Origin of the sequence: Gluconacetobacter brunescens (genome assembly GCF_048695475.1) — a bacterium.
In the GTDB taxonomy this organism is placed as follows: domain Bacteria; phylum Pseudomonadota; class Alphaproteobacteria; order Acetobacterales; family Acetobacteraceae; genus Gluconacetobacter.
Genome location: NZ_JBLHEN010000004.1, coordinates 62,628 through 88,912 on the forward strand (window position 1 = coordinate 62,628; position 26,285 = coordinate 88,912).

At 61.1% G+C, this 26,285-nt stretch carries 38 protein-coding genes; 13 read left to right on the forward strand and 25 right to left on the reverse strand.

The features are described 5' to 3' along the window. Positions 1 to 8: 8 nt before the first annotated feature. Positions 9 to 434, reverse strand: coding sequence for a hypothetical protein (locus ACMAUO_RS20380; RefSeq protein WP_420358739.1), 426 nt, complete (start codon positions 432 to 434; stop codon positions 9 to 11). A 499-nt stretch (positions 435 to 933) separates the two neighbouring features. On the opposite strand from ACMAUO_RS20380, the gene ACMAUO_RS20385 reads away from it, so the two are divergent. Then, positions 934 to 1,587: a ParA family protein gene (locus ACMAUO_RS20385; protein ID WP_415528733.1), complete on the forward strand. Its 654-nt coding sequence runs from the start codon at positions 934 to 936 to the stop codon at positions 1,585 to 1,587. Beyond that, a complete protein-coding gene (locus tag ACMAUO_RS20390; protein WP_420358740.1) occupies positions 1,584 to 2,333 on the forward strand; it encodes a hypothetical protein in 750 nt (249 codons plus the stop codon). Before ACMAUO_RS20385 ends, ACMAUO_RS20390 begins: the two co-directional genes overlap by 4 nt. A 722-nt stretch (positions 2,334 to 3,055) precedes the next feature. Here the strand turns inward: ACMAUO_RS20390 and ACMAUO_RS20395 are convergent. Continuing rightward, positions 3,056 to 3,979: a replication protein RepA gene (locus ACMAUO_RS20395; RefSeq protein ID WP_420358741.1), complete on the reverse strand. Its 924-nt coding sequence runs from the start codon at positions 3,977 to 3,979 to the stop codon at positions 3,056 to 3,058. 499 nt (positions 3,980 to 4,478) lie between these two features. Between ACMAUO_RS20395 and ACMAUO_RS20400 the strand changes: the two genes are divergently transcribed. Then, positions 4,479 to 5,618, forward strand: a complete 1,140-nt coding sequence (locus ACMAUO_RS20400) for a GGDEF domain-containing protein (RefSeq protein ID WP_420358742.1) — start codon at positions 4,479 to 4,481, stop codon at positions 5,616 to 5,618. A gap of 325 nt (positions 5,619 to 5,943) precedes the next feature. On the opposite strand, the gene ACMAUO_RS20405 is transcribed toward ACMAUO_RS20400, so the two are convergent. The 3 genes from ACMAUO_RS20405 to ACMAUO_RS20415 all read right to left on the reverse strand — a co-directional run bounded on the left by ACMAUO_RS20405 (position 5,944) and on the right by ACMAUO_RS20415 (position 8,815). Further along, complete coding sequence (locus tag ACMAUO_RS20405; RefSeq protein ID WP_420358743.1) at positions 5,944 to 6,498, reverse strand: hypothetical protein; 555 nt, start codon at positions 6,496 to 6,498, stop codon at positions 5,944 to 5,946. Between the two features lie 210 nt (positions 6,499 to 6,708). After that, positions 6,709 to 8,031 carry a site-specific integrase gene (locus tag ACMAUO_RS20410; protein WP_420358744.1) on the reverse strand — a complete coding sequence of 441 codons (1,323 nt, stop codon included), beginning with the start codon at positions 8,029 to 8,031 and terminating at the stop codon, positions 6,709 to 6,711. Positions 8,032 to 8,134: 103 nt separating this feature from the next. Then, the gene (locus tag ACMAUO_RS20415; protein ID WP_420358745.1) at positions 8,135 to 8,815 is read right to left on the reverse strand and encodes a hypothetical protein; all 681 of its coding nucleotides are present in this window, start codon (positions 8,813 to 8,815) and stop codon (positions 8,135 to 8,137) included. A gap of 193 nt (positions 8,816 to 9,008) precedes the next feature. On the opposite strand from ACMAUO_RS20415, the gene ACMAUO_RS20420 reads away from it, so the two are divergent. Both ACMAUO_RS20420 and ACMAUO_RS20425 read left to right on the forward strand, forming a co-directional pair. Next, positions 9,009 to 10,295: a hypothetical protein gene (locus ACMAUO_RS20420; RefSeq protein ID WP_420358746.1), complete on the forward strand. Its 1,287-nt coding sequence runs from the start codon at positions 9,009 to 9,011 to the stop codon at positions 10,293 to 10,295. A gap of 9 nt (positions 10,296 to 10,304) precedes the next feature. Continuing rightward, complete coding sequence (locus tag ACMAUO_RS20425; RefSeq protein WP_420358747.1) at positions 10,305 to 11,426, forward strand: hypothetical protein; 1,122 nt, start codon at positions 10,305 to 10,307, stop codon at positions 11,424 to 11,426. On the opposite strand, the gene ACMAUO_RS20430 is transcribed toward ACMAUO_RS20425, so the two are convergent. The 17 genes from ACMAUO_RS20430 to ACMAUO_RS20510 all read right to left on the reverse strand — a co-directional run bounded on the left by ACMAUO_RS20430 (position 11,379) and on the right by ACMAUO_RS20510 (position 20,019). Further along, a complete protein-coding gene (locus ACMAUO_RS20430; protein WP_420358748.1) occupies positions 11,379 to 12,194 on the reverse strand; it encodes a hypothetical protein in 816 nt (271 codons plus the stop codon). The two genes, ACMAUO_RS20425 and ACMAUO_RS20430, sit on opposite strands and share 48 nt — an antisense overlap. 3 nt (positions 12,195 to 12,197) lie before the next feature. Next, the gene (locus tag ACMAUO_RS20435; RefSeq protein WP_182973625.1) at positions 12,198 to 12,467 is read right to left on the reverse strand and encodes an HU family DNA-binding protein; all 270 of its coding nucleotides are present in this window, start codon (positions 12,465 to 12,467) and stop codon (positions 12,198 to 12,200) included. 326 nt (positions 12,468 to 12,793) lie between these two features. Beyond that, positions 12,794 to 13,267, reverse strand: coding sequence for a Ros/MucR family transcriptional regulator (locus tag ACMAUO_RS20440; protein ID WP_420358749.1), 474 nt, complete (start codon positions 13,265 to 13,267; stop codon positions 12,794 to 12,796). A gap of 126 nt (positions 13,268 to 13,393) precedes the next feature. Then, positions 13,394 to 13,552 (reverse strand): hypothetical protein, encoded by a 159-nt coding sequence (locus ACMAUO_RS20445; protein WP_420358750.1) that lies wholly within the window; start codon positions 13,550 to 13,552, stop codon positions 13,394 to 13,396. 687 nt (positions 13,553 to 14,239) lie between these two features. Then, positions 14,240 to 14,785 carry a DsrE family protein gene (locus ACMAUO_RS20450; protein ID WP_420358751.1) on the reverse strand — a complete coding sequence of 182 codons (546 nt, stop codon included), beginning with the start codon at positions 14,783 to 14,785 and terminating at the stop codon, positions 14,240 to 14,242. 208 nt (positions 14,786 to 14,993) lie between these two features. Continuing rightward, entirely contained in the window at positions 14,994 to 15,293 is a 300-nt protein-coding gene (locus ACMAUO_RS20455; protein ID WP_420358752.1) for a hypothetical protein, read from the reverse strand. Then, positions 15,283 to 15,546: a hypothetical protein gene (locus tag ACMAUO_RS20460; RefSeq protein WP_420358753.1), complete on the reverse strand. Its 264-nt coding sequence runs from the start codon at positions 15,544 to 15,546 to the stop codon at positions 15,283 to 15,285. Before ACMAUO_RS20460 ends, ACMAUO_RS20455 begins: the two co-directional genes overlap by 11 nt. A gap of 33 nt (positions 15,547 to 15,579) precedes the next feature. Next, entirely contained in the window at positions 15,580 to 15,768 is a 189-nt protein-coding gene (locus ACMAUO_RS20465; protein WP_420358754.1) for a hypothetical protein, read from the reverse strand. 27 nt (positions 15,769 to 15,795) lie between these two features. After that, positions 15,796 to 16,050 carry a hypothetical protein gene (locus tag ACMAUO_RS20470; protein ID WP_420358755.1) on the reverse strand — a complete coding sequence of 85 codons (255 nt, stop codon included), beginning with the start codon at positions 16,048 to 16,050 and terminating at the stop codon, positions 15,796 to 15,798. A 10-nt stretch (positions 16,051 to 16,060) separates the two neighbouring features. Next, complete coding sequence (gene mazF, locus ACMAUO_RS20475) at positions 16,061 to 16,390, reverse strand: endoribonuclease MazF (protein WP_420358756.1); 330 nt, start codon at positions 16,388 to 16,390, stop codon at positions 16,061 to 16,063. Between the two features lies 1 nt (position 16,391). Continuing rightward, positions 16,392 to 16,634, reverse strand: coding sequence for an AbrB/MazE/SpoVT family DNA-binding domain-containing protein (locus ACMAUO_RS20480; RefSeq protein WP_420358757.1), 243 nt, complete (start codon positions 16,632 to 16,634; stop codon positions 16,392 to 16,394). 134 nt (positions 16,635 to 16,768) lie between these two features. Beyond that, entirely contained in the window at positions 16,769 to 17,359 is a 591-nt protein-coding gene (locus tag ACMAUO_RS20485) for a hypothetical protein (protein WP_420358758.1), read from the reverse strand. Positions 17,360 to 17,395: 36 nt separating this feature from the next. Next, complete coding sequence (locus ACMAUO_RS20490; protein WP_420358759.1) at positions 17,396 to 17,719, reverse strand: hypothetical protein; 324 nt, start codon at positions 17,717 to 17,719, stop codon at positions 17,396 to 17,398. A 51-nt stretch (positions 17,720 to 17,770) separates the two neighbouring features. Then, positions 17,771 to 17,929: a hypothetical protein gene (locus tag ACMAUO_RS20495; protein ID WP_420358760.1), complete on the reverse strand. Its 159-nt coding sequence runs from the start codon at positions 17,927 to 17,929 to the stop codon at positions 17,771 to 17,773. A 199-nt stretch (positions 17,930 to 18,128) separates the two neighbouring features. Further along, positions 18,129 to 18,350, reverse strand: a complete 222-nt coding sequence (locus ACMAUO_RS20500) for a hypothetical protein (protein ID WP_420358761.1) — start codon at positions 18,348 to 18,350, stop codon at positions 18,129 to 18,131. 494 nt (positions 18,351 to 18,844) lie between these two features. Next, positions 18,845 to 19,525: a hypothetical protein gene (locus ACMAUO_RS20505; protein ID WP_420358762.1), complete on the reverse strand. Its 681-nt coding sequence runs from the start codon at positions 19,523 to 19,525 to the stop codon at positions 18,845 to 18,847. A gap of 131 nt (positions 19,526 to 19,656) precedes the next feature. Next, entirely contained in the window at positions 19,657 to 20,019 is a 363-nt protein-coding gene (locus ACMAUO_RS20510) for a hypothetical protein (protein ID WP_420358763.1), read from the reverse strand. 420 nt (positions 20,020 to 20,439) lie between these two features. Between ACMAUO_RS20510 and ACMAUO_RS20515 the strand changes: the two genes are divergently transcribed. The 8 genes from ACMAUO_RS20515 (at position 20,440) to ACMAUO_RS20550 (ending at position 24,038) form a co-directional block, all read left to right on the forward strand. Beyond that, positions 20,440 to 21,009 carry a hypothetical protein gene (locus ACMAUO_RS20515; protein WP_420358764.1) on the forward strand — a complete coding sequence of 190 codons (570 nt, stop codon included), beginning with the start codon at positions 20,440 to 20,442 and terminating at the stop codon, positions 21,007 to 21,009. Between the two features lie 75 nt (positions 21,010 to 21,084). Then, complete coding sequence (locus ACMAUO_RS20520) at positions 21,085 to 21,309, forward strand: hypothetical protein (RefSeq protein ID WP_420358765.1); 225 nt, start codon at positions 21,085 to 21,087, stop codon at positions 21,307 to 21,309. Between the two features lie 38 nt (positions 21,310 to 21,347). Then, complete coding sequence (locus ACMAUO_RS20525; RefSeq protein ID WP_420358766.1) at positions 21,348 to 21,515, forward strand: hypothetical protein; 168 nt, start codon at positions 21,348 to 21,350, stop codon at positions 21,513 to 21,515. A 17-nt stretch (positions 21,516 to 21,532) separates the two neighbouring features. After that, entirely contained in the window at positions 21,533 to 21,802 is a 270-nt protein-coding gene (locus ACMAUO_RS20530) for a host nuclease inhibitor protein (RefSeq protein ID WP_420358767.1), read from the forward strand. Between the two features lie 24 nt (positions 21,803 to 21,826). Then, positions 21,827 to 22,078, forward strand: coding sequence for a hypothetical protein (locus ACMAUO_RS20535; protein ID WP_420358768.1), 252 nt, complete (start codon positions 21,827 to 21,829; stop codon positions 22,076 to 22,078). A gap of 24 nt (positions 22,079 to 22,102) precedes the next feature. Beyond that, entirely contained in the window at positions 22,103 to 22,465 is a 363-nt protein-coding gene (locus tag ACMAUO_RS20540) for a hypothetical protein (protein WP_420358769.1), read from the forward strand. Positions 22,466 to 22,679: 214 nt separating this feature from the next. Further along, positions 22,680 to 22,943: a hypothetical protein gene (locus ACMAUO_RS20545; RefSeq protein WP_420358770.1), complete on the forward strand. Its 264-nt coding sequence runs from the start codon at positions 22,680 to 22,682 to the stop codon at positions 22,941 to 22,943. A gap of 258 nt (positions 22,944 to 23,201) precedes the next feature. Continuing rightward, positions 23,202 to 24,038, forward strand: a complete 837-nt coding sequence (locus ACMAUO_RS20550) for a hypothetical protein (RefSeq protein ID WP_420358771.1) — start codon at positions 23,202 to 23,204, stop codon at positions 24,036 to 24,038. Positions 24,039 to 24,364: 326 nt separating this feature from the next. Here ACMAUO_RS20550 and ACMAUO_RS20555 read toward each other — a convergent pair whose 3' ends face one another. Genes ACMAUO_RS20555 through ACMAUO_RS20565 form a run of 3 tightly spaced genes read right to left on the reverse strand, consistent with a single transcriptional unit; the run spans position 24,365 to position 25,950 of the window. Beyond that, positions 24,365 to 24,673, reverse strand: a complete 309-nt coding sequence (locus ACMAUO_RS20555; protein WP_420358772.1) for a type II toxin-antitoxin system RelE/ParE family toxin — start codon at positions 24,671 to 24,673, stop codon at positions 24,365 to 24,367. A gap of 3 nt (positions 24,674 to 24,676) precedes the next feature. Next, positions 24,677 to 25,501 (reverse strand): hypothetical protein, encoded by an 825-nt coding sequence (locus tag ACMAUO_RS20560; RefSeq protein ID WP_420358773.1) that lies wholly within the window; start codon positions 25,499 to 25,501, stop codon positions 24,677 to 24,679. Beyond that, positions 25,498 to 25,950, reverse strand: a complete 453-nt coding sequence (locus ACMAUO_RS20565) for an antitoxin PaaA2 family protein (protein ID WP_420358774.1) — start codon at positions 25,948 to 25,950, stop codon at positions 25,498 to 25,500. The genes ACMAUO_RS20560 and ACMAUO_RS20565 overlap by 4 nt, the downstream gene beginning before the upstream one ends. Positions 25,951 to 26,285: the final 335 nt, after the last annotated feature.

A 26,285-nucleotide genomic window follows, 5' to 3' on the forward strand; every position in this document is an offset into this window, starting at 1 on the left:
GGGAGGCTCTAATGCTCCAGCCCCTCGCTGGCATCGATGATCTCGAGCGCCGTCGCGCCGGCGTCGCGTGCCGCGTCGGCCGATCGGGCGAGTGCGTCGACGACGTCCGGCAGCGGTTGCGCGGTCGGATCACTAGGCTCGATGAAAGCCGTCGTTGCCCGTTTGAGCGCGCGCAGGGCCCGCTCCTTCGGGGTCTCTTCGGATGTCAGCTCGCCTTTCGCGATCCGCTCATGGACGCTCTGATGCAGGACCTCCTGGCCCCGCCGCACGCGATATTGCAGGGGCAGGTGGCTGAACCGGCGCCAGAAGGCCACCCGGTCGGTCACACCGGCCAGTGTCTCGAGCTCACTGAGCGCCTCGAACTGGCGGCCGGCGACCGGTCGTGCGGGTCCGTCTGGATCGGGCAGGCCATGGGCGAGGATATGGAGCGTCACTGTCTGGGTCCTTTTCTCTCTTGACCCATTCGCGCGACCACATGGTGGGGAGGGGATCATACGGCGGCGCTTTGCGCCGGGACCGCAGGCACGCGCAGGCGGCGTAGCCGGCGAGCATGGCGAGGACCCACCCGATTGATCCCCTCCCCACCATGTGGTGCGTGTCCATTCCTTCCGTTCTCTTCTCCCCGCTTTTTCATTCCCCTCCTGCGACAATCGAATGTGCCGGGGTAGGGGGGGTGTATAGAGGCAACGACAAGAGGGCTCCTGTCGGTGCGGCGTTTTCTCAGATCGGCGGGCACGAGAAAAAAACGAACGCGGGTCGACGCATTCACGTTGACACCGCAAGTGGACCTGTATTTACGTATCCAGGCAGGTCATTTTTACACATGTAAAAATGACCCACGAGGTTCACCGGTGCCACGTGCGTCAATGGCTGTCTGGACTTTTTACATGTGTAAAAATGACCGCCCGTGCGCACAGAATTATGGGGTTAGCAATGGCTTCAGAAGCAAAGACCATTCTTATCGCGAGCGTGAAGGGGGGGACGTCAAAATCTACTCTATCGCGCTGCATCTCGGTGTGCGCCGCACGGGAAGGACTTGACGTGGCCGGGATCGATTTCGATCCGCAGCAGACTTTCTCAAAGTGGTCGAGCGCACGGCACGAGACGAAGAAAGTAATACCTAGCGTTGCAGACTTCCCCGTCATTGCGATGCCTCTGAACAAGTGGAGGGGAGCGGAGGACGTCGTTGACGAACATGAAATCGTCATCATCGACACACCTCCAGCACTGGAGAACAACGCGGACGCATTCCTAGGCCTTGCGGAGATGGCTGATATAGTTTTAGTGCCCACCGGATCAACTCACGACGATATATCAAGCAATACGCCATACCTGCTCTCGCTAAAGAAAGCCGGCATAAGGTCGTTTGTGGTGTTCTCTAGGGTTAATCGTCAGACGAAGAGCTTTAGGCAAGCAAGGCAGCAGATCGCAAAATTTGCTCGGGTCTTGCCTGTCGAAATACCCGTGGCTGAAGACATGCATGTTCATAACGATGGCGGGCTCACAGCCGTCGACATCAAGGACGCGCGAGGGTCCAAGGACGTCGAACTTTTGTGGGACTTGATTAAGCATGAGGTGGACCTGTGAACGTGAAGATCTCCAGAAATGCGGCTCGCAAACTCAAAGGTAATGATGAGCCGCTCACTGCGGAGAAGGCGTCGGAAATTATGGCGTCCGATATGCGCAGTGTCGCACAAAACGAATTAATCGAGATCGACGAAGGACTTTTGACGACCCTACGGGAGGTCTTTGGTGACACAGGGTTGATTGAGGACGAAGCGAAGCTCCGCGTTCTGATAACACAACGTAAGATCATCTATAGAAATTTCATAAAGTCTGGCCACGCGTCCCTTGCCATGGGAAACGCGCTGTTGAATCTCGACGCGTCCCTTAGCGAAGAGCAGAGAGATCGCCTCAAAGGCAGTTCTGAGAAGATCTTGCCATTTGGCGACACTGTTGCATCGATGCTGCGTAGCGTGGCTCGCTTTGTCCACGCCGGAAAAGTGCCGGAGGAGCAGCTACCTGCGAGTTATTCGGCCGCCTATGTCCTGACGAGTATGACGGATATCGAGCTCGAAGCCGCGAAGTCGAATGGATTAATTCGGCCTGAAGTAGGTCGGCCCAGACTATTAAAGTTTCGAAAAGAATTTCGAGAGAAGGCGAGGGCTGACGGTGGAGGGAAGGGAAGCGTAATCGATATTGAGAAACTTGTCTCTCAGCGAGCCCGCTTGAATTCCCGGCGACGGAAGATTTCGGCGGAGTATTTCGAGTTGAGCCGGGAGTTGCGCGAAATATCTCAGATACTCGCGAAGCTTCAGAAGCGGTCGGAATAAGACTTCGACGGGCAACAACACCAGGCCTTGAGTCACAGTCCGCCGGAGGGACCACCACCACTCTCAGCGGGGCGGACATTGGAACCTCCTCGGACGCCATCGCTGTGCGGGTGACGGTAGGGAAGCAAGACTAAAAGCCCAGGTGCGGCGCCGAGGGGTCAAGATGGGTATTGCTGGCGTGCATTGCGCTCGGCACCGTCGGGCTCCCCTCAGGTGAAGACGACGGGAGCGAGTCCCGTGGGCTTTTGGGGCGCCTTGAATGCGCACTTTGCGAGATTAATCAGTGTGTGGCCTCTTGGGGCGCCATGACAAAGCAGACGCGGTTTGATGGTAGCGATCTGATGCCGCCGGCGGTTTGGGAGCTGTGGACTTTTGGGGCGATCCGCAGTTTAGGGCAGATATCTGAGCGAGTTTGATATCTTCAAGTCGAAATGCCTTGCGCCGTGAGCCACTATCAATCCGTGGACTTTGAGGGCGGAGGGCAGGTCTCGCGTTACCGTCGTCGGCAACGTGCCGCCAATTATATGGTGTGGGCTTTTAGGGCGTAGCTTGATCGCATGACAGACCTAAGCGCCGGAAACTGCGCCCTAGTCTGATATCCCATTGCAATGCTGTGGAGGCCATCCCGCGTGGGGTTTTGGGGCGCGGTGAGGACGATACTCGCGCTCTATTTAGGACTCACTTTAATCGGATTCATGATCCGCCGACCGTTGATTAGCGTGCTAATCAGAAATTAACAGGCCCGCCTTTCTGGCAAGCCTCTTTGGGACGGCAGGATGCGATTGCCGCAGTATCAATCCGTGCTCATTGGCCGTAACGTCGGCCTCCGGGTAAACCGCGAGGGCAATCTTCAAGCTATCCAGAAAGTTTTCACGGAATTTTCTCAGCCGTGCATAACTGCGCCCGAATTGGGCGTACAGCGCGGGCCATGAAATCTGGCAATCGGATGGTAGAGCATGGAGCCTATAGGCAAGCCAGCAATAGATATCAAGTGCCTGGCTATTGTTCGAGATGGCACGGATAGCAGACTCTTGCAGTGGTACGGGGTGATGCTTTAACTGCTCAAAAAAACCTTCCGACAATTTTACAGTCTCAAGTAGAGCACCTGTATCGTCATTAGTGAAAAGAGCCGTGTCGACGATATTTTGATTGACGATACCTGTTTGTTTGCCCTTTGCGACCTGGAATGTCATCCGGCATCTTGAAAGCCTAAGAGCTTGATCTCTGACCTCCTTCATACTCTTGCCACCGATGGAGACCCCCAGCTTCCCGAGCCATACTCTTAGGCTCCGACCGAGTTCGATCTCACGGCTGTTTGTCTTTATAGCCTCGGTTTGCAGATAGAGGAGAATGAGCCTGGCGCGCGAACCATAAGGAACTCCGACCCGGACAACGCCCTTGCTTGTGTGTAGGGAGCCTGGTTCGACCAGTAATTTTGTGTGGTCGGTCTCGATTACCCAAACGTGGTCGTCGGGCTGCTTTCTGTGTGGTAGCGCGGCCTGACACCACCCGCTGAAAAGAAACCCAACACCACCTGTCTCGTCGCTCATAAAATCAAAAGCGACGTCAACCTCTTTGCGATCTTCGACGAAGGAGAGAGCCCCTTGCCGTCCATGCTGCTCAATCAGGTTGTGGACACGTCCCATGTCTCATCCTTTAGAGGGTAACGCACGATTATGTCGCCGTGGACTTTAGGGGCGAAGAGCTATTTGGAGATTATTTGAATCTATTTATTAGTTTGTGCCCTAAAAGTCCACGGGACGAAGCTGGTTAAGCTACTGCGTTTTAGGCATTTCCGGATAAGAGCCCGCCCTAAAAGTCCTCAGGTTGCGCCCTGAAAGTCCACATGAACGACGTGGCCGCCACAGAGTTATTCGCCCCAAAAGCCCACACCCTTCCGATTCGCATCAAGCGCTGCACAGTTTTAGGTCCGGCGTGGACTCTTGGGGCGGACGGCAGATTGGGCGGCTCACTCGTCCGGCGGTAGCGCCTTGCTGTCCTCGTGGGGCGGGGGCTCGGGTGATGCAATGACCCGGTGTGGTTTATGGGCATCCTGTTCGGCTATCGAGTTTGGTTGCGCAAACGGCCGTTCGTAAGTCATGAAGACGCCAGAATGTCCGTCATAACACAGCAACCAAACGCCACATGACCGCCTACGCCCCGGCTATCATCGGTTACAGCACGGCAGTCACCTTGCTGATCGGGCTTGCGTTTCTCGTGTCGGGGGTGAGCCGCAGGCGTTCTTCCAAAGCTCGCTGGCTGGCGGCGCCTTTCCTGATCGGCGGGGCAGGGGGGCTCTTTCTGACCGCGCCGTGGATCCTGCCCGGTGAGGCCGGGATCCCGGTTGGGGCGTTCTTGCTGACTCTGGCCTACGGTTTTGGATGGCTGGCCATTCGCATTCAGGTCGGGTACCGGTCACGGATCGGGGCCGCGATGCTGTGCTGTTTAGCGACGGCCGCCTTATCCTTCGTCATTGAACCCGGAAGAACCAGCGACGTCGTTTGTGCGATGTCACGCATCATGCTGGTGGGAGGCTTCAATGCCTTGGCCGCCCGCGACGTCTCGCTGGCATCTGGCACGGCCATTCCTGCGGCGAGACTGTTAGCCTGGGTGCTTGGCATTTACGCGGCGCTCGAATGGACGCGCGTGCCTTTTGCGGCCTGGCTACCGAAACCGCTCGGTGCGGAACCGACCGCGTTGTGGGCGGTCCTTGCATTCAACGCGCAGGCGATGATCGAGGTGTTGCTGGTCACCGCCCGGCTGATCGCGCTGCCGCGCGAGCGTCAGGCGACGGAGCACCTCCGCCTTGCCAGGCGGGATCCGTTGACCGATCTGGGAAACCGACGCGCCCTGGAGGAATGGCTGGCGCGCCGGGGCGGCTGCCCGGGCGATATTGCGCTCCAGACCTTTGATCTGGACCATTTTAAGTCGATCAACGACACCCACGGGCATGCGACCGGCGACCAGCTGCTCAGAATGGCCGCCGACGTCGCTCGCCGTGTGCTGCCGGATAGCGAGACGATCTATCGGATCGGCGGTGACGAGTTCCTGGGTATTCTTCCCCTCACGGCTGAGGATGACGTCCGCTTGATCGCGGACCGCCTCACGGCTGCGTTCCGGCACGATGCGCGGCTGCTACCGGGTGGGCCTATTAACGCGACGCTGAGCGTCGGAACGGCCATAGCCGTGGGACGACCGATGTCGATTTCATTTCAGGTGCTCCTGGAGCGCGCTGATGCCGCGCTCTATGCGGCCAAACGGGCAAGGGGCGAAGCGGGGCCGTAACGCCGGTCAGGCCCCAGGCGCACAGAGCGCGGTCGCACGCCTCCGGCGTCACGTGCTCAATCAGTATCGCCGTCCAGTCAGCTTTTACCCGGGCTTCCGAGCGCGGCTAAAATCGACCGTGCCCAGGATGACGCAGCTTGATACTGGCGGAATCGATATAGATTTCGACCAGGCACTGGTGCGGGAGAAGCACTTCAGCTCAAGAAAATCGTAGCCGTCGTTGGCGCCAGTGCTGATGGCGCCGCGACGCAGCCTGTGGCCGGCGGAGCTGCCTTCAGGCTCGGCCGGCTGGCATGGAAAGCGCGAACGGTGTTTGCGTCTGAATCTAATCTATCCCACGCTTGCGACGCTCGTGATTTAGCTCAGCAAGATCGTTCATTCCCTCTTCAATTTCCACGAGGGCCTTGTGTTTCGCTTCATCCAGGGTGTCGAGCCAGCGACCGAACGGCGGACTGTAATCACTCCTGTTCTGACCGGCTGCACATGAAAGGATCCAACGCCCTCGGGTTTGTGGTGAGAGATAGACGTGCCAGTTCTCGACGTTGGTATGGTAGGCACCGTGCGGCGTCTCCTCCCATTTAAGATCGGGATGGCGCTCCTTGAGACGCTGCTGCTGCCGAAGCAGCATAGAAACGATGACGGTCATTTCAGGGGAAACATTCGTCTCTCCGGAGAGCATGCGTTGAATGCTTCGGTTAATCGCTTGAGGCGTTCTGTCGTCGCCAAATTTCTCCATCTTTGCCGCGAGGTCGAACGGCATCAATCGCAGTTCCGCTAAAGCCTCGACGAGATGTTGGCGATGTTGTTCGGGAGATCTGGTCGGAAAGCCGTTGGGGAGGGCTTCTGGGGTGCTCATGCGTTGGGTCACTTTCAGTTCCATGCGTGGCCCACGTCTGGACCAGATGTGGAACTGAAAGCAAGTTCGAATCGCGTGGCGGCGCGGGCTTCCAAGTCGCTTACCCATCCGCCGGAGCGTTCGGCGTGTTACTACAGGGATGCGAAGAAATAGCCCTTACCGCGGTAACGGGTGGAAGAGGGGCTTACTGACACTAACGCCTTAGGCGCGTGGTGGCCCCCTTCGTGCGAAAGATCAAAACCTGCTCCGCCCAGGATGACGCTGCTTGATGCTGGCGGCGTCGATATAGGTTTCGACCATGCGCAGGCTCTGGTGCCGCGAGAAGTGCTTCAGCTCGAGGAGGTCGTAGCCGTCGGCGGCGCCGGTGCTGATGGCACCGCGGCGCAGGCTGTGGCCGGCAAAGCTGCCCTCCAGCCCGGCGGCCTGACAATGCTTGCGGACGATCTCGGCGATCGCGCGATCGGAGAGGGCGGCGCTGCCGATTTTCGGGCGCGGGGAGGGAGCACCTGCCGTGGCGTCTGGGGCAAGCCATACCCGGCGGAACACGGCGCCCTCGGTGATTGCGGCCGCCCGTAGCCAGGCTTCGTAGGCGCGAACCGGACAGTGGCGGGTGACGCCGCGTGGAATACCGACCCGCACCCCGTCCCGGTTGGGATCGCCCTTCGAGCGGGTCAGGCGGATCTCCATGCCGTCATCGTCGACGCTGACGTCGGCCACGGTGAGGCCGGCCAGCTCCGAACGCCGGAAGGCGCCGGCGAAGCCGAGCAGCAGGACGGCGCGGTCGCGGATCGAGGCCAGATCGTCGCCCTGCACCTCTTCCAGCACCCGGGTGAGCGGAGTCCAGGTCAGCGCCGTCTTCTGCTGTGGGCCGGCGCCCGGCGCCTCGCGGCGGATGCCGGCGAGAGTGGCGGCGACCAGCGGATGGCTCGTGGGAATGGCGAGCCGGGCCAGGTGATGGAGATAGCGCAGCGCGGCGCGATGCAGGTCGATGGTGCGCGGCGTGCGCTTGCGCAGCGCCATGTCGGCCAGATAGGCGGCGACATCCTCGGCCCGCGCGGGCAGGGCAGGGAGGGCGTGGCCGGCGGCCCACTGGCACCAGGCGCGCACGGCACCGCGGTAGGCGCGGCGGGTATTGTCGGCCTTGCCGCGCTGGACGAAGGCCTCCACCGCCTTGCGGGCGGTGCCCAGGCTGCCGTCATGGTTCGGTACCGCCTGGCTGGAGGCGAGGGCGAACCACTGGGCGACGCTGGCGGCCGGCTGGCCGACCGGTGCCGGCGGCATCTTGTCGTCCAGGTCGGGCACCGCCCCGGCCGGCGGGCAGCGGCGGAGCCAGGCGACAAAGCTGGGCGCGCCCTGGTCGATCTCCAGAGCGATCAGCAGTTCGTGGCCGGCCGGGACATCGCCAACGGCCTCGCGTGCGGCGTCGAGGGCGGCGGCGGCGTGGGGCAGGGCAGGGGCGAGCGGCCGGTCCGCGGTGTAGCTGCCGTCCGGTTGCTCGATGCCGGCCAGGATCAGCGGGAGCGGCGGATCGAAGCGGGCGACCGAGAGGGCCCGCACCGCCTGCTGTAGTTGGTCGAGGTCGAGGCGGGTGCGGGTGAGGCGATCGACCCGCGCGGCGACCGTGCGTCGGGCAGCGGCGCGGGAGCCGAGGATCCGGATGTCACTGAGCATCGGTTGTCCTCGGCGCGCCGGCACCGCCGGGGTAGCCGGCCGGGCCTGACTGGCTGACCACCTCGAACACCCAGGCGAGTTGGGCGACTGTCAGCATCACCGGCGTGTGCCGGTCCGAGGGCGCCGGGGGTGCGGGGAACAGGGGCTTTAATGGTTCCGGGCACTGCCCGATCAGCCATTGCCATGAATCGGCGCTGGTATGCTTGATGACGTTCGCCAGCTTGGCGACGGCTTCGAGGTCGGGGTGGACCCTGAACGAGAGATCCGGTGCGTTCTGCGCGAGCCTGCGGATCTCTTCGACGAGGTCATCGTGTGGTCCAAGCCTCTTCTTGGCATCATCCCCGTGCTCCTGGTGATGCCAGCGGTAAACGGCGGTCTCCCAGTAGTGATAGGCCGACAGGGCGAAGGCGCGGCGCAGCTCGGGCAGCGCTTCCTCCAGGCGCGCGATGTCCATCTCGAGCACCTGATCCAGCTCCCACAGGATATGCCCGTCTTCACGTTCGCCGATGAAGCCGGGCCTGGCGTCGTAGGCGTCCAGTTCCAGGCGCTTGCAGGCCAGCTCGGCGTTCAGGCTGGCCTCTGCGGTAACGGCGGCCAGCCGGATCGCGTCCAGCCCGGATTGGTAGGCCAGGCCCCGGATGCTGATGGAGGGCAGAAGTGTGTTCGGCATCGGCTGCGGGCCTCCCTTGCGGCGGTTCAGCGTGGTTTAGCAGCGAACGGCCCGGCCTGCCACCTACTTCCGACAAGGGACATTATCGGAAGTAGGCGCGGGGGAGGGGGCGGATTTTGGAGTGTCCGCCGAGATTTACCTAAACGGCTTGATAGCGTACTCTTCGTGCGCAATTGCTGACGGACCCGCCTCCATGCCGCACCCTCTCCTTGCCCTGGCGGAAGCCTATGATCGTGCGGTGCCTCCGCCGCCGGAGGGCGCCTCGTTCAGAGAGAGGATGGCGGCCTGGCTGGCGGACGCACCGGGCGAAGCACTCGTCGGTTATGCGGCCCGCTTTTCTGTGCTCACCCAGACCTGCCAGCTGGGGAGGCATGGCATTCTGGAGGAGCCGCAGACCGAGGCCCTCTACGGCCTGCTCGCCAGTTCCTTCTGGCATGCCGGCGTGCTCGACGATGCCTATCTGGCGTCCACGGAGGCGGCGGGTAAGGCGCCCGACGACGCAGCAACCCGCAAGCGCTATTGGGTGCATCAGAGCAAAAGCCAGGAGGCGGAAACCGGCTACGATTTCGGCATTGTGACGCCCTTTCAGGACGGCAGGATCAAGCTCACGCTGTTCCAGGCCAAGCGACCAGGGCTGCACCATAACTGGCGACGCCTGTCACTCACGCACAAAGTCAGAGGGAATACCGGCATCGCGTTACCGGAGAGCGCCGAGGCTTTGAGCTTCGCTGTCACAATGAGCGAAGTAAACGTCGAGTATGCCGAACACGGGGCAGACCAAAGCGCGGGAATGGTCCTCTCGGACAGACGCAACGTCTTGACCTTGCTGCAGGCGCACTGGTCCGAGTACCGCACACAAGTCGCCCAGATGGCTGCGATCAAGGCGCTCAAATCGTGGATCTGCGATGGACACGATCGGCAGTATATTACTAACGTGCTTGAAGAGAACAAAAAGGTTCGCGAAGACGTCCTTCGCCGCGGCGAAGGCTCGCTGTTCACCCGCATGTTTTCCTACCTGCAATGCGATGTCTTCCTGGCAACCGCAGTGCGCGGCTGGATGACGCCGGGCGCGACAACGCTGCGCGGCGGCTGGTGCCATTATGTCCAGTGGATGAATCGCCGCGCCGGCGCACCATGGTCGGTGCCGTTGGAGCGCGCTCTGGCGACAGACGGGAATGCTTATGAGGGTAGTACGCCGTTTGCCGACGTCCTCACGGCGGCGCTTTCCAGTTCCGACGACACGATTGGCCTGCTGCTGCCGCGCGAGGAACTGACGGCCTTCACCGGGATCATCAGCGAGCAGCTGCCAAGCCTGGTCTGGGGCTGCGTCGCGAGCCGGCGTCAAATCGCCTGTGAGTTGCTGTACGAATGCGGCGTCGCGCAAAGCGGATGCGCACCGCCGATTGACCAGCCGCCCGTACCCGGCCCGGACGATAGCCATTCGGATTTTGGCCCGTCATCGAACCTGCAACGGCCTTGAGCGGTCAAGATGATGACACTCAATGCATCGATCGGCGGCGCCGCCTTCGCCCTCGGCCGCCTCGACCAGGCGCTGCATGGCCATCCGCTGCTGCCGGCGGCGCTGCACCGAATGCGCCTGGATGCGGTGCGCCGGCAGGCCGCGGTCGACGGCTATGCGATCGACCCGTGGCATCTGGCCGCGGTGATCGAGCATCTGCCGCTGCGTCTCGGCGACGCGGACCGTGGCGGGGTGTTCGAGGCGGCCCGCTATGCCTTCGCGCAATATCAGTGGCTGGTGTCTCCTGATTTCGACCAGGAGGGCGCCGTGCAGGAGGCGATGGCAGTCCTCGCGCGTGGCGCGCTGACGGAAAGCCCGCTGCTGGGGGTCGCCCGCGGGCTGCATGACTGGCTCGAGGCCGGTCACGCGCGGCCGGCGATGCGCACCGCGATCGTCCGCCATCTCGGCACCACCCTGCTGCGGACACCACTGCCGCTGACCGGGGCAGCAGCGCTGCAGGCGGACGTGCCGTGGGGCTTTGCCGCGTGGGCGCCGCTCTTCCTGCAGGCGCTGGCCGCAGAGGCGCGTGACGCACTGCGCCAGCTCGGGTTGCTGGAACAGGCGTGGCGTCAGGCGCGCCAGATCGTGGCGACCGGCCGACGCCGCAATTCGCGGGCGCCGGCGGCGCTGGATCTGATTGCGGCCGCGCCGCTGATCTCGGCCGGCACCCTGGCCGGGTGCTTGCGGATGGCGCCGAAGAACGCGCTGGCGCTGCTCGACCGCTTCGCTGACCAGGGCGTCGTGGTCGAGGTCACGCATCGCAGCGCGCGCCGGCTGTTCGGGCTGAAGGGCCTGGCGCCGCTGGCCGCGGAGGTGGCCCTACCGCGTCGGGCGCGGCGCGCCGGCGGCCGGATCCGTGCGTCGGCAGTCGAGGAAGCGTTGGCCGAGGACGCGTCGGTGCCGGCTACCTTGTCACCGCTGGCGCGCTGGCAGCCGGATTATGCGGATCTCGAAGCGGCGATCGCGGCGGCGGATCAGGCGGTGCGCAATGCGGGTAGCCGACTGGACGCCCTCGGCCTCCGGGGGCCCGGAGGCTGCGGCGGGTCAGCGCACCCGTGCCAGCAGGGAGAGGCCGCCGAGGACCGCGAGTGATGCCGCGCCGACCAGCAGCGGAGCGTGACGATACCAGATCTGCCGGGCGGCGAAGCGCAGTGGATGCGCCAGCGCGCGCTGGAGCTCACCACGGAGAGCCCGGTCGCGCAGCTGCATGGTCTGCTGGGACTGACGCAAGGTGGCGAGTTCGCGCTGCTGCTCGTCGAACGCCGCCTCGAGCGGCAGCACCGACAGATTCTCCGGAAGGTGCTCCCAAGGTTGCAGTTCGCCGGCACGCATCTCCCTGGCGGTACCCGCTGCCCTGGTATCGTCCGTATAGGCGAACACGATGCCGAACTGCTCGTAGAACCGGTTGCGCCGGATCGTATTGTCGCCGCGGGCCTGGTGCGCAAGCAGGGTGATCGGGTTCACCTCGGCGTCGGGCCATTGCCGGGCCCAGGTGACGGCGAGATTCATCAGACAAGAGCCGATGCGGTTGCCCTCCAGCCCCTCCAGGTCGAGAAAGACCGCGCCCCCTGTGGGGCGGTGCGAGGTGAGGCCGACACGGCCGCGCCCGTCCCACTGCTGAGCGTAGCACGCCAGGAACCGCCGGGTCGGGTACGCGTGCCGGGCTGGCGGGTCGGCGAGACGCCGATAGGTGATCGTCAGCTGCGCGGAGACGATGGCGCCGGTCTCGTCGCGGACGTGGCTCTCTTCCTGATTGATCAGGATCCGCGCGAGTTGCGGTGCGTCAGGCGCGCAGCGCGGGCGGACGACCAGGACCAGAGGCGGGCTGGGGATTGTCGGCCCACTCCCGGTCCCTCGCATCAATCAGACCGCCTTCTTGAGCAGCGGGCTGGCCTTGAAGCGGACCGTCCGCCCTGCCTCGACCGAGACGGGCTCGCCGGTGCGGGGGTTGAGCGCCTGGCGCGCGTTGGTCTCGCGCACCGTGAATGTTCCGAAGGACGGTAACGTAAAGCTTCCCTCGTGCTGCAGTTCGGCGACGATCGCGCCCAGGAGTGCGTCGGCGCCCCTGGCGGCTGCAACGCCGGTGCAGTCGAGGGAATCCTGAAGGACGGCGGCGATAAATGCTTTGCTCATGGCTCTGCTCGGAATTGGGACAGGAGATGCCGCAGCCTAAGGCTGCGGCATCTTGGTAAACGCCAAGTTAATAAATACAAGATCCTGCTGCTGGTGTGCCGGTGGAGATGTGTGTCGAGCGTGGCGCCGGTGGGCAATCGGTGGGCAACGTCACGTTGTCCACGGACTGTCCACGGGCAGAGCGCGGTCCGCAGGACGATGCACATATCCACGGGCAGTGGAGCCGGCGTCCTCCGGGCGAACAGGGCATCACCGATCTGCTCGCGAACCGTTGTAGCGCCCCGCCGAGGACGTGCGGCGATCTGGCCTGCTGTCAGGCGGCGCGATCAAGCCTTGCGCCGCCGGCCGCGCCTGGCGGCAGGAATTCTGGTGACCACCACGCCTTCGACGATATCGGGTGGGGTTTCCGCTGGCGGAGCCTCCGTGCGGCCGAGCCCTGCGGCCCTGGCCAGCCGGGTCCGGTGAGCACTGTAGTTCGGCGCCACCATCGGGTAATCGGCCGGCAGGTTCCAGCGCGCCCGGTATTGGTCCGGGGTCAGGTTGTAGGCACTCAGGAGGTGGCGTTTGAGGGTCTTGAACGGCCGGCCGTCCTCCAGACAGATGATGTAGTCCGGGAACACCGACTTCTTCGGCGGCACCGCCGGGGTGAGCGCTGGCGGAACCTCGACCGCCGCGCCCAGGCCAGCGAGCGTGTCATAGAGCGATGTCAGCAAGGGCGACAGTGCGTCAGGCGGCGTGCTGACGTGAGAGACATAGGCGGCGGCGATTTTGGCGGTCAGAACATGCAATTGCGTGGACAAAGATACTTCTCACTTCTGTTCGCGAGGCACGCGGTGGCGCGTGTCGTCATCCCGGGTGATGCCCGGCAGTTCCGGCTGGGTGGACCACGCTCGCGCCACCGGCCCGGCAGGGCGGTCGTATGCATGTCAGTCACCAGCTTTCCTGCGTAGTTTCTGGATATTCGGCCAGCACCATACAAAGCCCAGCCAGACAGCCACCATCGCCATCCCTACAGCCCAGACAAGGCCGGTTGGCAGATCAAACCATCTGTGCATCCAGTCATCAGGCACGGTTTCCACATTCATTGTGTCGGTTCTCCGGCTGTCTGCTTGTCTGCGATGGCCGTCATCCCTGAATCAAGAAGGCCCGAAGCAGGCGCTTCCAAAAGGGCACGCCTTCCGCCCTCCATGCTCGCTGAAGCTGCTTGTCGGCGGCAAAAGTGTTCCGAAGGAGAGGCGACACGGAGAGCCTTTCCTTTCGACTGGCTCCGTCCCGCCGTTGGCGCTGGCGCTCCCGGCGGATCAGAATGGCGCGGGCGAGGCTCACTGCTCCGGTCTCCTGGCCGTCTGGCTGTCGGTCATGCCTTTACACCTTCCTCTCCATTCTGGAGGTTCCTTCTCCACAGGCTCGATTTGACCCCTCTCCATTGCACAATAAAGGCAAATCGATCGGCAAGCCTGTGTGGGAGCGGCGACATCCCGCCCGCACACGAAGCATTTCGCTGCCCGTATAAAATTAGCTCTGATTTCGCGTGCATGCCACGGCATGCACACGGTTGCCATCCGATCGGCTGGCTGGGGAAACTTCGTCACCGTCGTATGACCGTCACTTGCCATTCCGATGCTCCGTTTGCTTCCGGATGTGCCTCAGGAGGTGAAATGGCGTCAGAATGATCGTGGCGATCGCCATCTCGGCCAGTGCAACCGTCGACGTTACGTAATCCACTCCAGCCTCCTATGCCGGCGCGCGTAGCGGCCAGCGGAAAGCAGCCTCTATCCCGAGATTACGGCCCAGCCCCTCAACTGCAAGTTGGCCAGGGTGACCATGGCGGACACATCGACCTGGATCCCGTCGGCGACGGCATCCCGTGCAATCTTCTGTCCCGACAGAGCGTAGCTGCACACCTCGATCGAGACCCCCGCTTTGCCCAGCGCGCGCAGCAGAGCGGTGTTGGGGTTGTCCCGACCGAAACGCGCCCGATACGCCGCGTCGGAGAGGATAGACGGTGTGGCCGCCCCGTAGACGATCGCTACGACGTCGCCGGCTTTGGGATGTACTCCTTCGGCCGCGAGGAGGTTCATGAAGCGAGCGATCCGCTCCAGCGCTGGATTGATCTGCTCCGGATCGGCCGGGGCCCGCGTCGTGTCGAATGCGACCCGGTACCGCAATGACGGATCGGGGCGGTTAGCGAGGCCATCGGCCGCATGAATGGTACCATAGGCCGGGACAACGGCGTCACCCGTTCGCGCCTGGGCCATCCCGCCCCAACCACCCACGAGCCACAGGGAAGCGAGGATCAGGCGGGTAGCGTTCCTCATAGAATCACCTTTCATGGGTCGTCTGATTGTCGCCCCGGGATTAGTATCTCAGCGGCAAAGATTCCAAAAAAAGACGGAGGCCGACACACATGCGGAGATGACCGATATCGCTGCGCATACTTTCGATATGGTGAGAGCACGTCCTTCTGAGACGGGCTGCTCGGCGTTCGCCTGATCGGAGTTCACATGTTCATCCGTCGTTCGCTTGTCAGTCATTCGCGCTCCTTGGGACGCTGGGTGTGGCCGGCCGGGCGGTGATCCACACGGTAGTGGTGCCGTCGGCAGCATTCGTGACTGCCAGGGCCAGATGACCGGCCACGCCGTCGGTCGGCATTGGCTGGCTCTCAACGTCCCCACGGCCGGACGCTGCGTAGACCGTTTTCATCGCGTCTTGGTCGCCCGCCTCAGCGCGCGCAATCACCTCGCGCGACAGCCCAAGGGCTTCCGCGAAGGCGGATTTGGCGTCGACCGAAGAACGGCCATCGGTCGTATGGTTGTCACCTGCCACCGCGATGCTCCGATTTCTTCCGCATGTGCGTCATCACGTAAAAAGGTGTCAGAACGCCCATCGCGACAAGTGCGAGCGTCCAAATTGAGTACAGCACACCAGCTTCCCATGCCGGGGCGCGTACATGGTACAGCAAATTGACGCCAACGATGCCTACGCCAGAAATCACCAATACCCAGAGCACGCCCATCGTAAAGTCTTTCGGCCCAACGCGCGGGAATGCCTTCTCGGTCGTCTGCTTGTCACTGGTCATTACTGTGCGTCGCCTCTTCTGCCTGCCGGCAGCCTAGCCAAACCGCGCCGTCATCAGACTCACGATGAACACGGCTGAGATCATCGCCGCTGCGCAGATTTCTGCCCCGATTGCCTGATGCCGCGCAGCCATCGTAATCGCGCCGGCCAGTGCCACAACGCCTATCCCCGTGGCCATCGCGGTGGCCACGCCGGCCATTGTCGCCAATTTTCTTGACAGCATATCAATGCTCCTCGTTGTCAGGCATGGTCAGTTCCCTCTTCGGCGTGAGGCTGCGATGCACCGGCCCGCCAGATAGACGCCGACGAGGCCAAGAACAGCCAGGCCGAAGTTGCGCAATGCCATCTCCGTCTTGGGGTCGAACTGTCGGAGATCTGGGCCGACATATGTTGTCATATGCAATACCCCCACGATGAGGGCGATGCTCGCGGCCACAGGCGCAAGAACGAAAACGATCACCGAGCGGATAAGAGCCTTCCTGCGGGTCGTTTGGGTGTCAGCCATCTCGGCCTCCTTATTTTCCGATCAGGGCCCGAGCCTTCGCGCGGACTTCGGCAAGTTCCATTTCAGAAACGCGCCCCTTCCGCTTAGCGCCTCGTGCTCGCCAATCGAGCGATTTCACCTGGTCCGCGAGCACCGCGCTCTGACGATCGTTGTCGACTGCCACCTCAAAAGGGTAGCCCTTTTGCTTGGTCGTGAGGGGGCAGCACAAAAGCAGCCCAATTCGGTTATAGGTTGCCGGCGATAGGACGACCGCCGGGCGATGGCCCGCCTGCTCATGACCCGCCTGGGGCGAGAACTCGAGCCAGATGATGTCACCGGCGTCTGGCACATAGGCCGCCATCTCAGAGGCGCTCCTGGCCGACCGGTGCGCCGAAATCGGCCTCGCCATGGATATTGCCCGGGGTGATGCCCGACAGGAGTTCAGCCAAGTCATATTCGATCTGGCTGACCGGCTCGATAACCACACGCCCGCTTTCCTCGCGAACATCAACCGGCTGATCCAGCTTCAAGCCCGCGGCGGCCATCACAGAGGCGGGGATGCGGACAGACGCACTATTCCCCCATTTTTTTACGACGGCCCTCATGCTCAACTCCTAGTACCAACTGTGTTGATACTACGCTTCCAGCGCTCCGTGTGTCAACGTCGTATCGACATCGGGCGTGCACGTTGTTTCCAAAATCTCGCCCGCGCGTCCAGTCGCCTGCTTCACAGCTACCTTTAAGGGCTTCTCACTGCGTTTGGGAGTTCAGGGATAGCGAGAACCCAAACGCGATGGCCATGCATACCTATGACCGGCTTTTCGGCGGCGGGTAAAACTTTTGTTGTATCGATCGCGGTCAGGAATGCTTGTCCAACAGCGATGCTGGCGACATCGGAGGCTAGTGCAATCGTGTGGACATCGGGTATTTGCATAGTTGACGAAGCAGTTTGGATGCCAACCACGTCAAGAGACATACCAATCTGCATAACGCCGGGATTCCGGACATTCCCAAAAACCAGTGACTTCGTGTGGTAAACACCGGCAGGATTGGCGTCGATGGCTCTCTGAATGGCCGAAACCATATCATTCGAGAGGGGCACGAAGCCTGAATATGCATTGTGCAGCGTGCGAGATATATCTGGGCGGGCCCTATCGCTACCGGCGAACGCCTTGGCGATGATCGAATCATCGAACGTCACACTTGAGAATTTCGTTCTTCCAGTGGCGGCCTGTGCCTGGTGCGACGCGCCGATTACCGGTGTCCCCGCATGGCACCCGCAAGTGGAGAGAGGCAAGAAAAGGGCGATCGCGAGGTTTACTTTTTTCATGCTCGTTCCTTCCCGGTCGCCTGCTTGTCAGCCACGTCATGCGTCCCTTTTGATCATTCGCTTTGCAAGGCGGCCCGCATGCCCAACCCCCGCGACCATGAGCATTGCCCCGCCGAAGCCCACAAAATTCAAGCCGGACCAGGCCGAGAGAAATATCAGACCACCACCGACGGCTAGGGTACCGAGAATGGTGATAGCCAGTTCAGTTCCGTGCCTCTGGGGTGGGGTCGTCTGGTTGTCAGTCATCGCCCTTCTCCTTGACGTCATCTCCTCGATCACCGCCTGTATGAACAGTTCGACAGAGCTTATCGAACGCAGCGCGTCTTTCAGGTGGCCAATGCTGCCACGAGCAATCGTCATAGTAATGGGGCGGCATGAATATCCCACTCCCGGTTGTCTGCTTGTCAGCCATTATTTACTAAGCCTTCTCGTGGCCTTGGCCGCCAGGGCATCAGTCTTGAAAGCGCGCGCGCGCAATTCGTTGGCCTCCTTGTGCTTCTCAGAAAAAAGCATTTGGTCGCCAGACCATTTAGTTGCCTCTGCCTCTTCATCAAGGCTGGTCGCGTCCATTATGTCTTGAGCCGCTTGCGTAGCAGGGTCATTTGCACATGGCGGAGTAAGTGCTGAAGTCGATTCAGTGTCACCAGTCATATACCGATCCCCCTCATATCATTGTCCTGTTTAGCCAGAATTGCGCGCTGGGCGCGCTCGCAAATTGACTTGATGCGCTCCCCCGTTTCGCGCGCCCAGGGCGTTCGCAGATTGCTCCTTACTTGGACCTCAGGTGTAAATACAGAGACACATTGCTCATTGTGCCGCCGGGTCCGTGCGGGGCCGCGAAGAAGTTGGCATCGGTGCGAGAGCGCCCCCGTTTCGCCTGGTCGAGCAAATCTTGAAATGCGGCCTGCCATTCATCGGTGCTCTGTCCATCCGGCGTGGCGACCGCGAACGCCTCGACATCGGGCTCATCGGTCATTTTCATGTCGGGCATCGTTTTCGCTCCTTATGTGGATCGGCCAGAGCCCTATCCGTGCGGCGTCACCCCGCGCCCGCGATTGATAGTCTGTACGATCAACCGCGTGCACGACCGCATCAGTCGGTTCGTCCCCACCAGCCACATCGGCACCGAAATAAGGCCCAACAGGGCGAAGGCGCCCAACACGTAAAGCCACTGGTCGCATTGGTGAGGGCGGAGAATATGACCGCACACCTCGTTGGCGCGTCCTACGCCTGGCGGCAGAAAGACCGGGCCGCCGCCTGGTCCACCATGAAGGTTGAGGGGCGACGGCCATGCTCGGCAGGCGGCGGTAAGATCGCGCAATGCCGCCGATATGTCCGCCGGCACGGTTGCTGAACTCGTGGTGAGGAGAATTGGCATGATTTATTCCTTACTTGGACTCGCCGAGTCTGCCACAGTTCGCATGAAGAATTCGTCGGGACATCGGGCGTCCGCCCATGCCGCATAGATAACCGACGGTGTCACCGTCAATCATCTCTTGGAAGTTCACGTGGCTGTCCAAGTGCGTAAATCAGAATCATGATAATAATCGCAAGAAGGAGATAGGCAATATATGTGACGTGGGCCAGACCCGTTAATACGAGTTGTTGGAAAAGAATCATAGAGACATAGAGCGCAATAAAACACTCTACGAGTTGGAATATTCCTCGGAAAAATATACTGACAATAGACGATCCTGGTATAAATTCTGCGCGAACTATTCTCGTAATTGTTTTCATGACGTGCTTTTGGGTCATTTTATGTTCCTTCAACCATTGATTTTTTGTTTGATTGTGAGCGGCCTTCCAGGCAGCGGTTAGGGCCGCCCGCCCGGCTGGGGATAAATTTCGCTTTTGCGGACTCGGTCGCATCTTCACCGCTTCTAGTATCATCGGGACGCTGAGGCCACGGCCTTGGTAATCCTCAGAAATCGCAATAACCTCACCCGCGTAGTAGCCTACCAGTTTGTTATTATGAAGAAGAGCAACATCGCCGTGGGACGTATTAAGGTGATGGATTGCATACCCTTTTTTTAATGCGATAATTTCAGAACCAACAAGATCCTTAAACCCTGGCGCCCCGAAAGAAAAGATGTCCGGATGCACTGCAGTATCTTGCTGCTCACCAGAGCACAGGAAATCACCGAGCGTAAGTTTCTTAATATCCATAAACATATCCTTGCAGGGGTATTTGTCTCTAGTCGAGAAAGCAGCTTTTACTAAGAGCATCCAGTTCTTTTCGAACTTGCGATAGGACGACTGAGCGGCAGTCGGAGGCGGAACTCTCGCAACTATGCTCGTTAGTCGGGTCTAAGCGCACGGTAACGGCGCTGCCTTGCTGCTTTGGCGTCACGCCCCACAGCTTCGATAAGTTCGGATATGTCGTCTCCCACCCGATAAAGTGCAAATTGCGACTGGACGAAAACGAGTGCCTGTTGGTTCCAAATATTGTGTATAACCTCGGTTGCGTGCTTTTCGCTAAACCCGATACAGAGCGGCGACTTAAAAAAAACATGGTTCAGAGGACTTGGTGTTACAGAAAGGGCGGTAATCAATGCTTCCCGCATTGGCAGTTTCGCGCGCCAATTGGTGGTGCGGCGGACGGAACGTACGTCATCAGTGAAGATTCTCGACACGCCGATTTCGCCCAGCCAGTCTCTCACCGCGCCCCACGCCCTAGCGCCGGCTATTTGCTCAGCCTCTGACGGCAGCGACGAGTGCAGGGTGACGCACGCCCATCTGGTAGGTTCTTGAACCGCTTTGGCGTCTGGTCGCAAGGACGGCCCTTTCGTCTGCACTTTGGCGAAACGTAGATAAAAACCTTGCTTCCGTCAATGGCGCGTATTATGTCTATTCGTAGATAAAGATATCGCAGGACTAAAGGTCCACTAAGCCACCTAAAGGAAGCCATTTGCCGTGAGCACCGACTGGATCGAAAAGCTGGACATGCTCCCTGCCGCGGCGCGCTGAGCAGCAGTCACAAACGACCCGTGCACAATGCCGATGCCGACACCCGCATGATTCGGGTCTGCGGCCGCACTGACCCGGTTGGAGTGTTCAACCATTTGGAAGGAAATTTCTGCATGCGTATTTTGTCCGTTCTGTTCATCTCGGCCGTCGCCGTTGGAACCTCGGCCGCATCCCCATCACCGTCCGCCGCACAGGAGGCGAATCTCCCACACACCGGAGCGGGGAAAATGATCAAAATCACGACGAACATTTATCTTGTCAGAGGTGACCACGGCGAGTGGTCGGCCTCTGGAACGATCATGAAGCGTCAGCCGCAGGCGAACGGGCGCAATCAATCGGTTGACGACAGTTCTTCGAGTTTCGCAAAAGCCCTGTCGGAACACGGCCAGGTGGAGCAGCTGTATTCGCAGGACGTCATCACACTTGATGGTGTAACGGCGGAGAACTCGACCGGTCAATACAAGTCAACGGTCACACCTCATCTTGCCGGGACCGCCGGGGATGTCGTCCTTTCGGTCGATCATGAGACGCGACAACAAGGGATGATGGGCGATACTATTCCCTCCTTCAGGATCGTCGATACGGCGGTCCTAAAGCCGGGTACGCTTTACATGATCAACGGTGGGGAAGATCGCACGTCCCGCCAGCGGATCGTGATCACCGAAGAGGCTCAGGTTCTTTGAGCTATGGCCCTTAACGCCGAGGGTAGCGTGGCTCTTGACCACGCTCCGTCCATTTAATGCCGGAGAGCCGCAGGGATGACGCTGACCGAGAATCAGAAGAAGGCGCTTGCTGCCATCCAGCAAGGCGCCGTCACGATGCGGAAGACGGGGTATGCGTCGTGGCGGATCATGGGTCCGATCCACCCGAGCGTTGTGGGCCGCGTGATTGCTTTGGGCTTGGCCACCTGGACCACAAGCGAGGTCGGGAAGAGCGCCGCGCTGACTGATTCCGGCAGCGCGGCCCTGGCAGCGCCCACCTAACCCGGTCGGTGGGAAAATTCCAAAAGGAGGCTCATGCCATGGAGGCGTTCAAATCGGTCTGGCGCGAGGACGATAAATGGTTCGCCGTGACGCCGGAAGGAGATGTGTATGAACTGGAACAAGAAGTGTGGAGCGAAGGCGCGTTAGTCAGCGTCGCCTCATGGGAGTTCCGCGAGAGCGTCGCCTTTCCGAAACTGTCTACCTAACGCCGGAGACCATAACTATGCATGCATACTGCTTCCGCTCTGGCGAAATCGACTTTGGAACAGCGTTGCCCGAAGGCGCTCTTCCTCTCGGAAAGGCCCGGAGCGCGAAGAAACTCCGTGAAATTGTTGAGGTCAATGCCCGCCACGCCTATGACGGAAAGGCTCTCTTGGTTCCCGGCGTCCCCGAGGCAGACACAGAAGACGCAGCGCAAGCGGCATGGCGCTACTTCCGCGACTTGATTGCAATGCGACTGGAAGGTCGCAATGGCTGGCCGGTTCGCACCTGACACCCAAACCCCGGAGTAGAAACTATGGGTATTGATCTTTTTCTCGGCGCCATCGGCGCTGTTCTGAGCGCGATTATGGTGAGGAGGCAGTATAGGGAAGAAGCTGCTTCTGGCTCGCTGAGCAGCAAGAGTAAGGCGCGGTTCGTTATCATGGGCGTGGCGCTTTGGGTTGGATTTATGGCCGTCGGTGAGTTCGGCGATCGCGCAATGCTCTCTTACATGCGTGCGCAGGAGGCCGCATCCAGTCAACCGCTCACGGCGTCGCACCCGTCCTGACAACGTAGCCCCCGGAGAGATTTGATGGGTGAAGCTACTCAACCACAGCGAGATGGCGCGACGGGTCTCGTTTGCCGCCGTCAGGCATCTCGGGCTGTGTCAGTAGACTGCGTTAATTCTTTGGTGTTCGAACGAATAGGCGATGTAGACAGCGAAATTGCCGGAAAAACTATTGACCGAATTGCAATCCACGCCACACCGGAAGGCTGGCTTTATCTCGACGTTGCCAGGGCGCTGATTGTCGAGGCAGATCCTAAGCCTCATGTTATGGTCCCGACGATGCTGAAGAAATCAATAACCGAAGTTCTCCATAGGATGCGGGAGGGCAGCGTGTTGCTGCCCGCGAGTGCCGGAGGCGGACTAGATACCAGTGGATGTGACAAATAATCGCGCGGAGTCCGATCATTCAAGACTGCTGCACTTCTTTTACTCCTTGGAACCGCAGCCGTATTCGTCTGCGGCCGCAGATACGAGCTGCCCGACAAAGGTCAGAGCCGCACCAGGGCAATTGGCCTCGCAGTCGCCGGAGCCATAGTTATCGGCTTTGCTCAAGTCGCGGCATATCGCCATGGCGTGTCAAGATAACCCCGGACAGAGACCCATGACCCGCTTCGAACACCGTGAACTCCGCCGGGCCTCTCGGATGCTGACTGACAGCAAGCCCGTTCTGGTTGAAGCGCTGCGCAACATGCCGACGATCTGCCCGCCGCGCGTGGCCAAGCAGAGAAAGGCGGACTTGGAGCGCGTCGTGCGCGGCGCCCTGTGGCGCGACGACCTCGACCCGACCCGGATAGCCATGCAGATGGCCCTACGCGACGCGAGGCGGGCCTTGCTCGGCCCCTTGATGCGCGGCGCTAACACCTAACCCCCGGAGGCCATTGATGCCCGATAATCCTATGTGGTCGTGTGATGACCGGGGGCCGCGGGGCGAATGCCGAAACCCGCACGGGTGCCATTGCGATGAAATCGCCAGCCTGGTCGCCCAGGTGGAACAGCTCGATACTGAGAAGGCTGCACTCCGCCACTGGCTGATCCAGCTTACCGGTTGGAATGACCAGCAGGTGCAGAACGCAATCGCGTCCGCGCCAAAATCCACCTAACCCGGGAGGGAGCATCGTCCCGATTGCCCGAACCTCTCACTGAAACACCCGAGCTTGCGGATATCGACCCTATGCCCCCTGCTTTTAGAGTGCACGCGACTGGCTGTGAGCAGCTTTCCCTCGACCGGGAATCTCTCGGAAAAGCAACTCGTCTCGTAACAGAAGGACTGCATGCCCTTGCGTTCATCCGGGATCAGATCGAGTCCCGCAAGTCCGAGAACGGATTGGATATTCCCCTTATCGATATTGCGCCGGCCATGAGCGTCGTTGAACATAAATGGGCTGATCTCGCGACGCTCATGAGTGTTCCGTCCGCCGTTGCGCGGGAGGTCGAGGAGCGACATGCCGCTCTGCGTGAGGCCAACACGATGATTCGATCGCTCGAAGAAAAACTCGGTGGCGAGCTGAGTGGAACTCAGGTTCAATGCTCCCTGCGAGATGCGTGCGGAGCCTTGAGAAAGTGGTGGAGATCCTGCGGGTTCGCTCATATTTCGTCGATCAATTTCGGCGAGTATTCGTGTGAGGTCGAGCTCTCTTTGATGTGCCCTGAATTGGACGATTTGGAGAATGCCGAAGCCTGCGGCCGCATTGGTCGAGGGCAGGTCATGGCTACATGGCGCGAGCGGATGGGTCAACGCGGCCTTGTTCTGGTAAATGAGGACGGCGGAAGAGATTATTACGTTCGCGATTGCGATGCGAGTACCGCAGCTCTTGAAGGGATTATTTCGGCTGGGCTGGCGAGCGCCTCGATCCGAGAAAAGAAGACACGGCGGATGTATGGTTCTGCCGGTCTGTGCGTGAACGGTCTTGTCATCTCCATCCGGTCTATTGAAGATATTTGGGCGCATATGCGCTCGTAATGCCGATGCCAAAATGACAACAAAATAGCCCGTGAGACAACTTAGCCCCGCGGAGACGGCCATGAGCGCCACTCAACTCGTAGATGACGCGGAGAGGATCACGCTTTGTGGGCCTGACCAGCGCACAGTCACCGTGACTGCCCGCAGGACCACGAACGGTAATCTGTCGTTCGAATATCATGGGCAGCGCCACATTATCAGACCGGACGGCACGATATTACAGATGGTCCAGTTTGCCACGCGCGGTCCACGATGGGAGCGGTCGCCGGTCCTCTCTCTGCCATCGGACACCTAGACCTCGCCGGCGAGATCCACTTGTCACCGCGTCACGGCATTTGCTGCGCCGCGTGCTTCACCCGCAAAACCTCCACGGTGCCGGCGCAGTCCAGCACGCGATAAAACACGATGTAATTCCGATGGGCGACCAGCTCATGCACGGAGGCGGGCAAGCCCGGCCGGCCGGTGCGGCCCATTTTCGGCTGCTGCGCAAGCGGCAAGGTCTTGCCGCGCAGCTCCTGGCCAAACGTCTCCGCCCCGGTCGGGTTATCCTGGGCGATGGCGTCGATGATGGTGTCCAGATCGACCTCAGCCATCGGACGCCATACGATGCGGAAAGGGGGCTTGACCTTCGCCATCGATCAATCGGCGTCCGTCTCGGCCTGCTTATCGACAAGCGCCTGAACGGTCGCGAACAGCTCATCGGCTTTGCCGCCGTAGTTCTCGAAATCGTCCAGCAGGGCCGCGAAGTCGTCGCGTTGGAGCTGCTTCTCTTCGGCCTCGGCCTGGCGGGCGTCGTGCTCGTCCAGGTCGATAGCGTTTACGGCGTGCGCTCGATGCAGCCAGGCACCGGCGTATTCGCGTTCATCACTGCCGTTGCTGCCGTAGCCGTCTGCACGTGGGCACGCGACGAAGTTCTGAATGCCGGCGAGATCGCCCGCAAAGCTGCGGAGCAGCTCCTGGGGCGTCATCTGCACGCGCCGGCACGCCCGTACGAACTCCGGCGGCACGCGCAGTGTAACGGCCACAGTTTCATCAGGCACGAAGCGCCCGGCCTCGCCGGGGATGATGCCGACAGGCGCGCGGAATCCGTTCGGCCGTGCATCGCATCGCCAGCCGATGACGTCCAAAGCGGGTCCGTCGTCACGGGTCGTCCGCTCGTGGCTGTCCAACTCGGGCACGCGCTGCAGGCTCTGGTCGATGTAGTCGCGGAAGTAGCACGCGCCGGCCGGTATCTCGCGGCCGAAGGGCGGCGCCGGCACGATGTAGCCGAACCTCCCCACATTGCGGCGGCTGTGTTCCTGGTTCCACGGCCCGCCGCCGATCAGTTCGCGCGTGGTGCTGGCATGCTCGATGGTTAGCAGTTCATGGCCGCCTTCGGCCGGCTGCACATCGATCAGCCGGACGTTGTGCACGGTGACGGAGGCGCCGGGCTGAGCGAGCGCGGCGAAGACATCGAAGCTCATACGCGCTGCCCTCCTTCTGCCTTGTGGCGTGCAATGTGGGCATCCATCCCCGCCATGACGTCATCGTTCGGGATGCTGGGCCTGGGGTCGTCGATGGCGTCCTGAATCTCGGCGGCCAGCCATCCCGTGTAGGCGGCGGCTTGGTGCGCCTTGCGCATCGCTTCGGCCCGGCCACGGTTGCCGGCGGTTTCCTCTTTCTCGGCCGGGTTCCACTCGCTGGCGTCGAACTGGCCGAAGGTGATGCCCACGTCGCGCAGGACGTTCAAGGCGGCAACGGGATTACCGAACCGGCGCGGCTCGTTGCTGCGGGCCTTCGCCAGCAAGGCGGTGGCCCCGCTGCGTGTGGCGATCTGCACGAGGAACGCCCCGCCCCGCCCTTTCAGGGTCACGCCGTCCACTCCGCCGGAATCGCTTGCGGCGCGAAGCTGCTCAAGCGTCATGGTCTGCATGACTGACTCCTTATAGGGGGGTGATAACATCTTGGTTCAATGTGCATAGAATCTATAAAACATGCAAACGCAATCTATGAAACCCGTCCCCTTGTCATTTGAAGCATGCACGTTGTGGCCCGCATGATCGCCCTGAACTTTGCCGCCTGGACCACAAATCAGGCCGGGAAGAACATCGCACTGACCGATGCCCTCAGCGCCGCTCGGTACAGGGGCCAAGGGCGGCAATTTTGCGACTGCACGGATGATCGTTGAGGACACAAGTGAAATGGCGATTGCGGCGCTTCCCGTCGCTGCGCCGGTCTGGCACCCGAACCCCAAGGAAGATCCTCGCT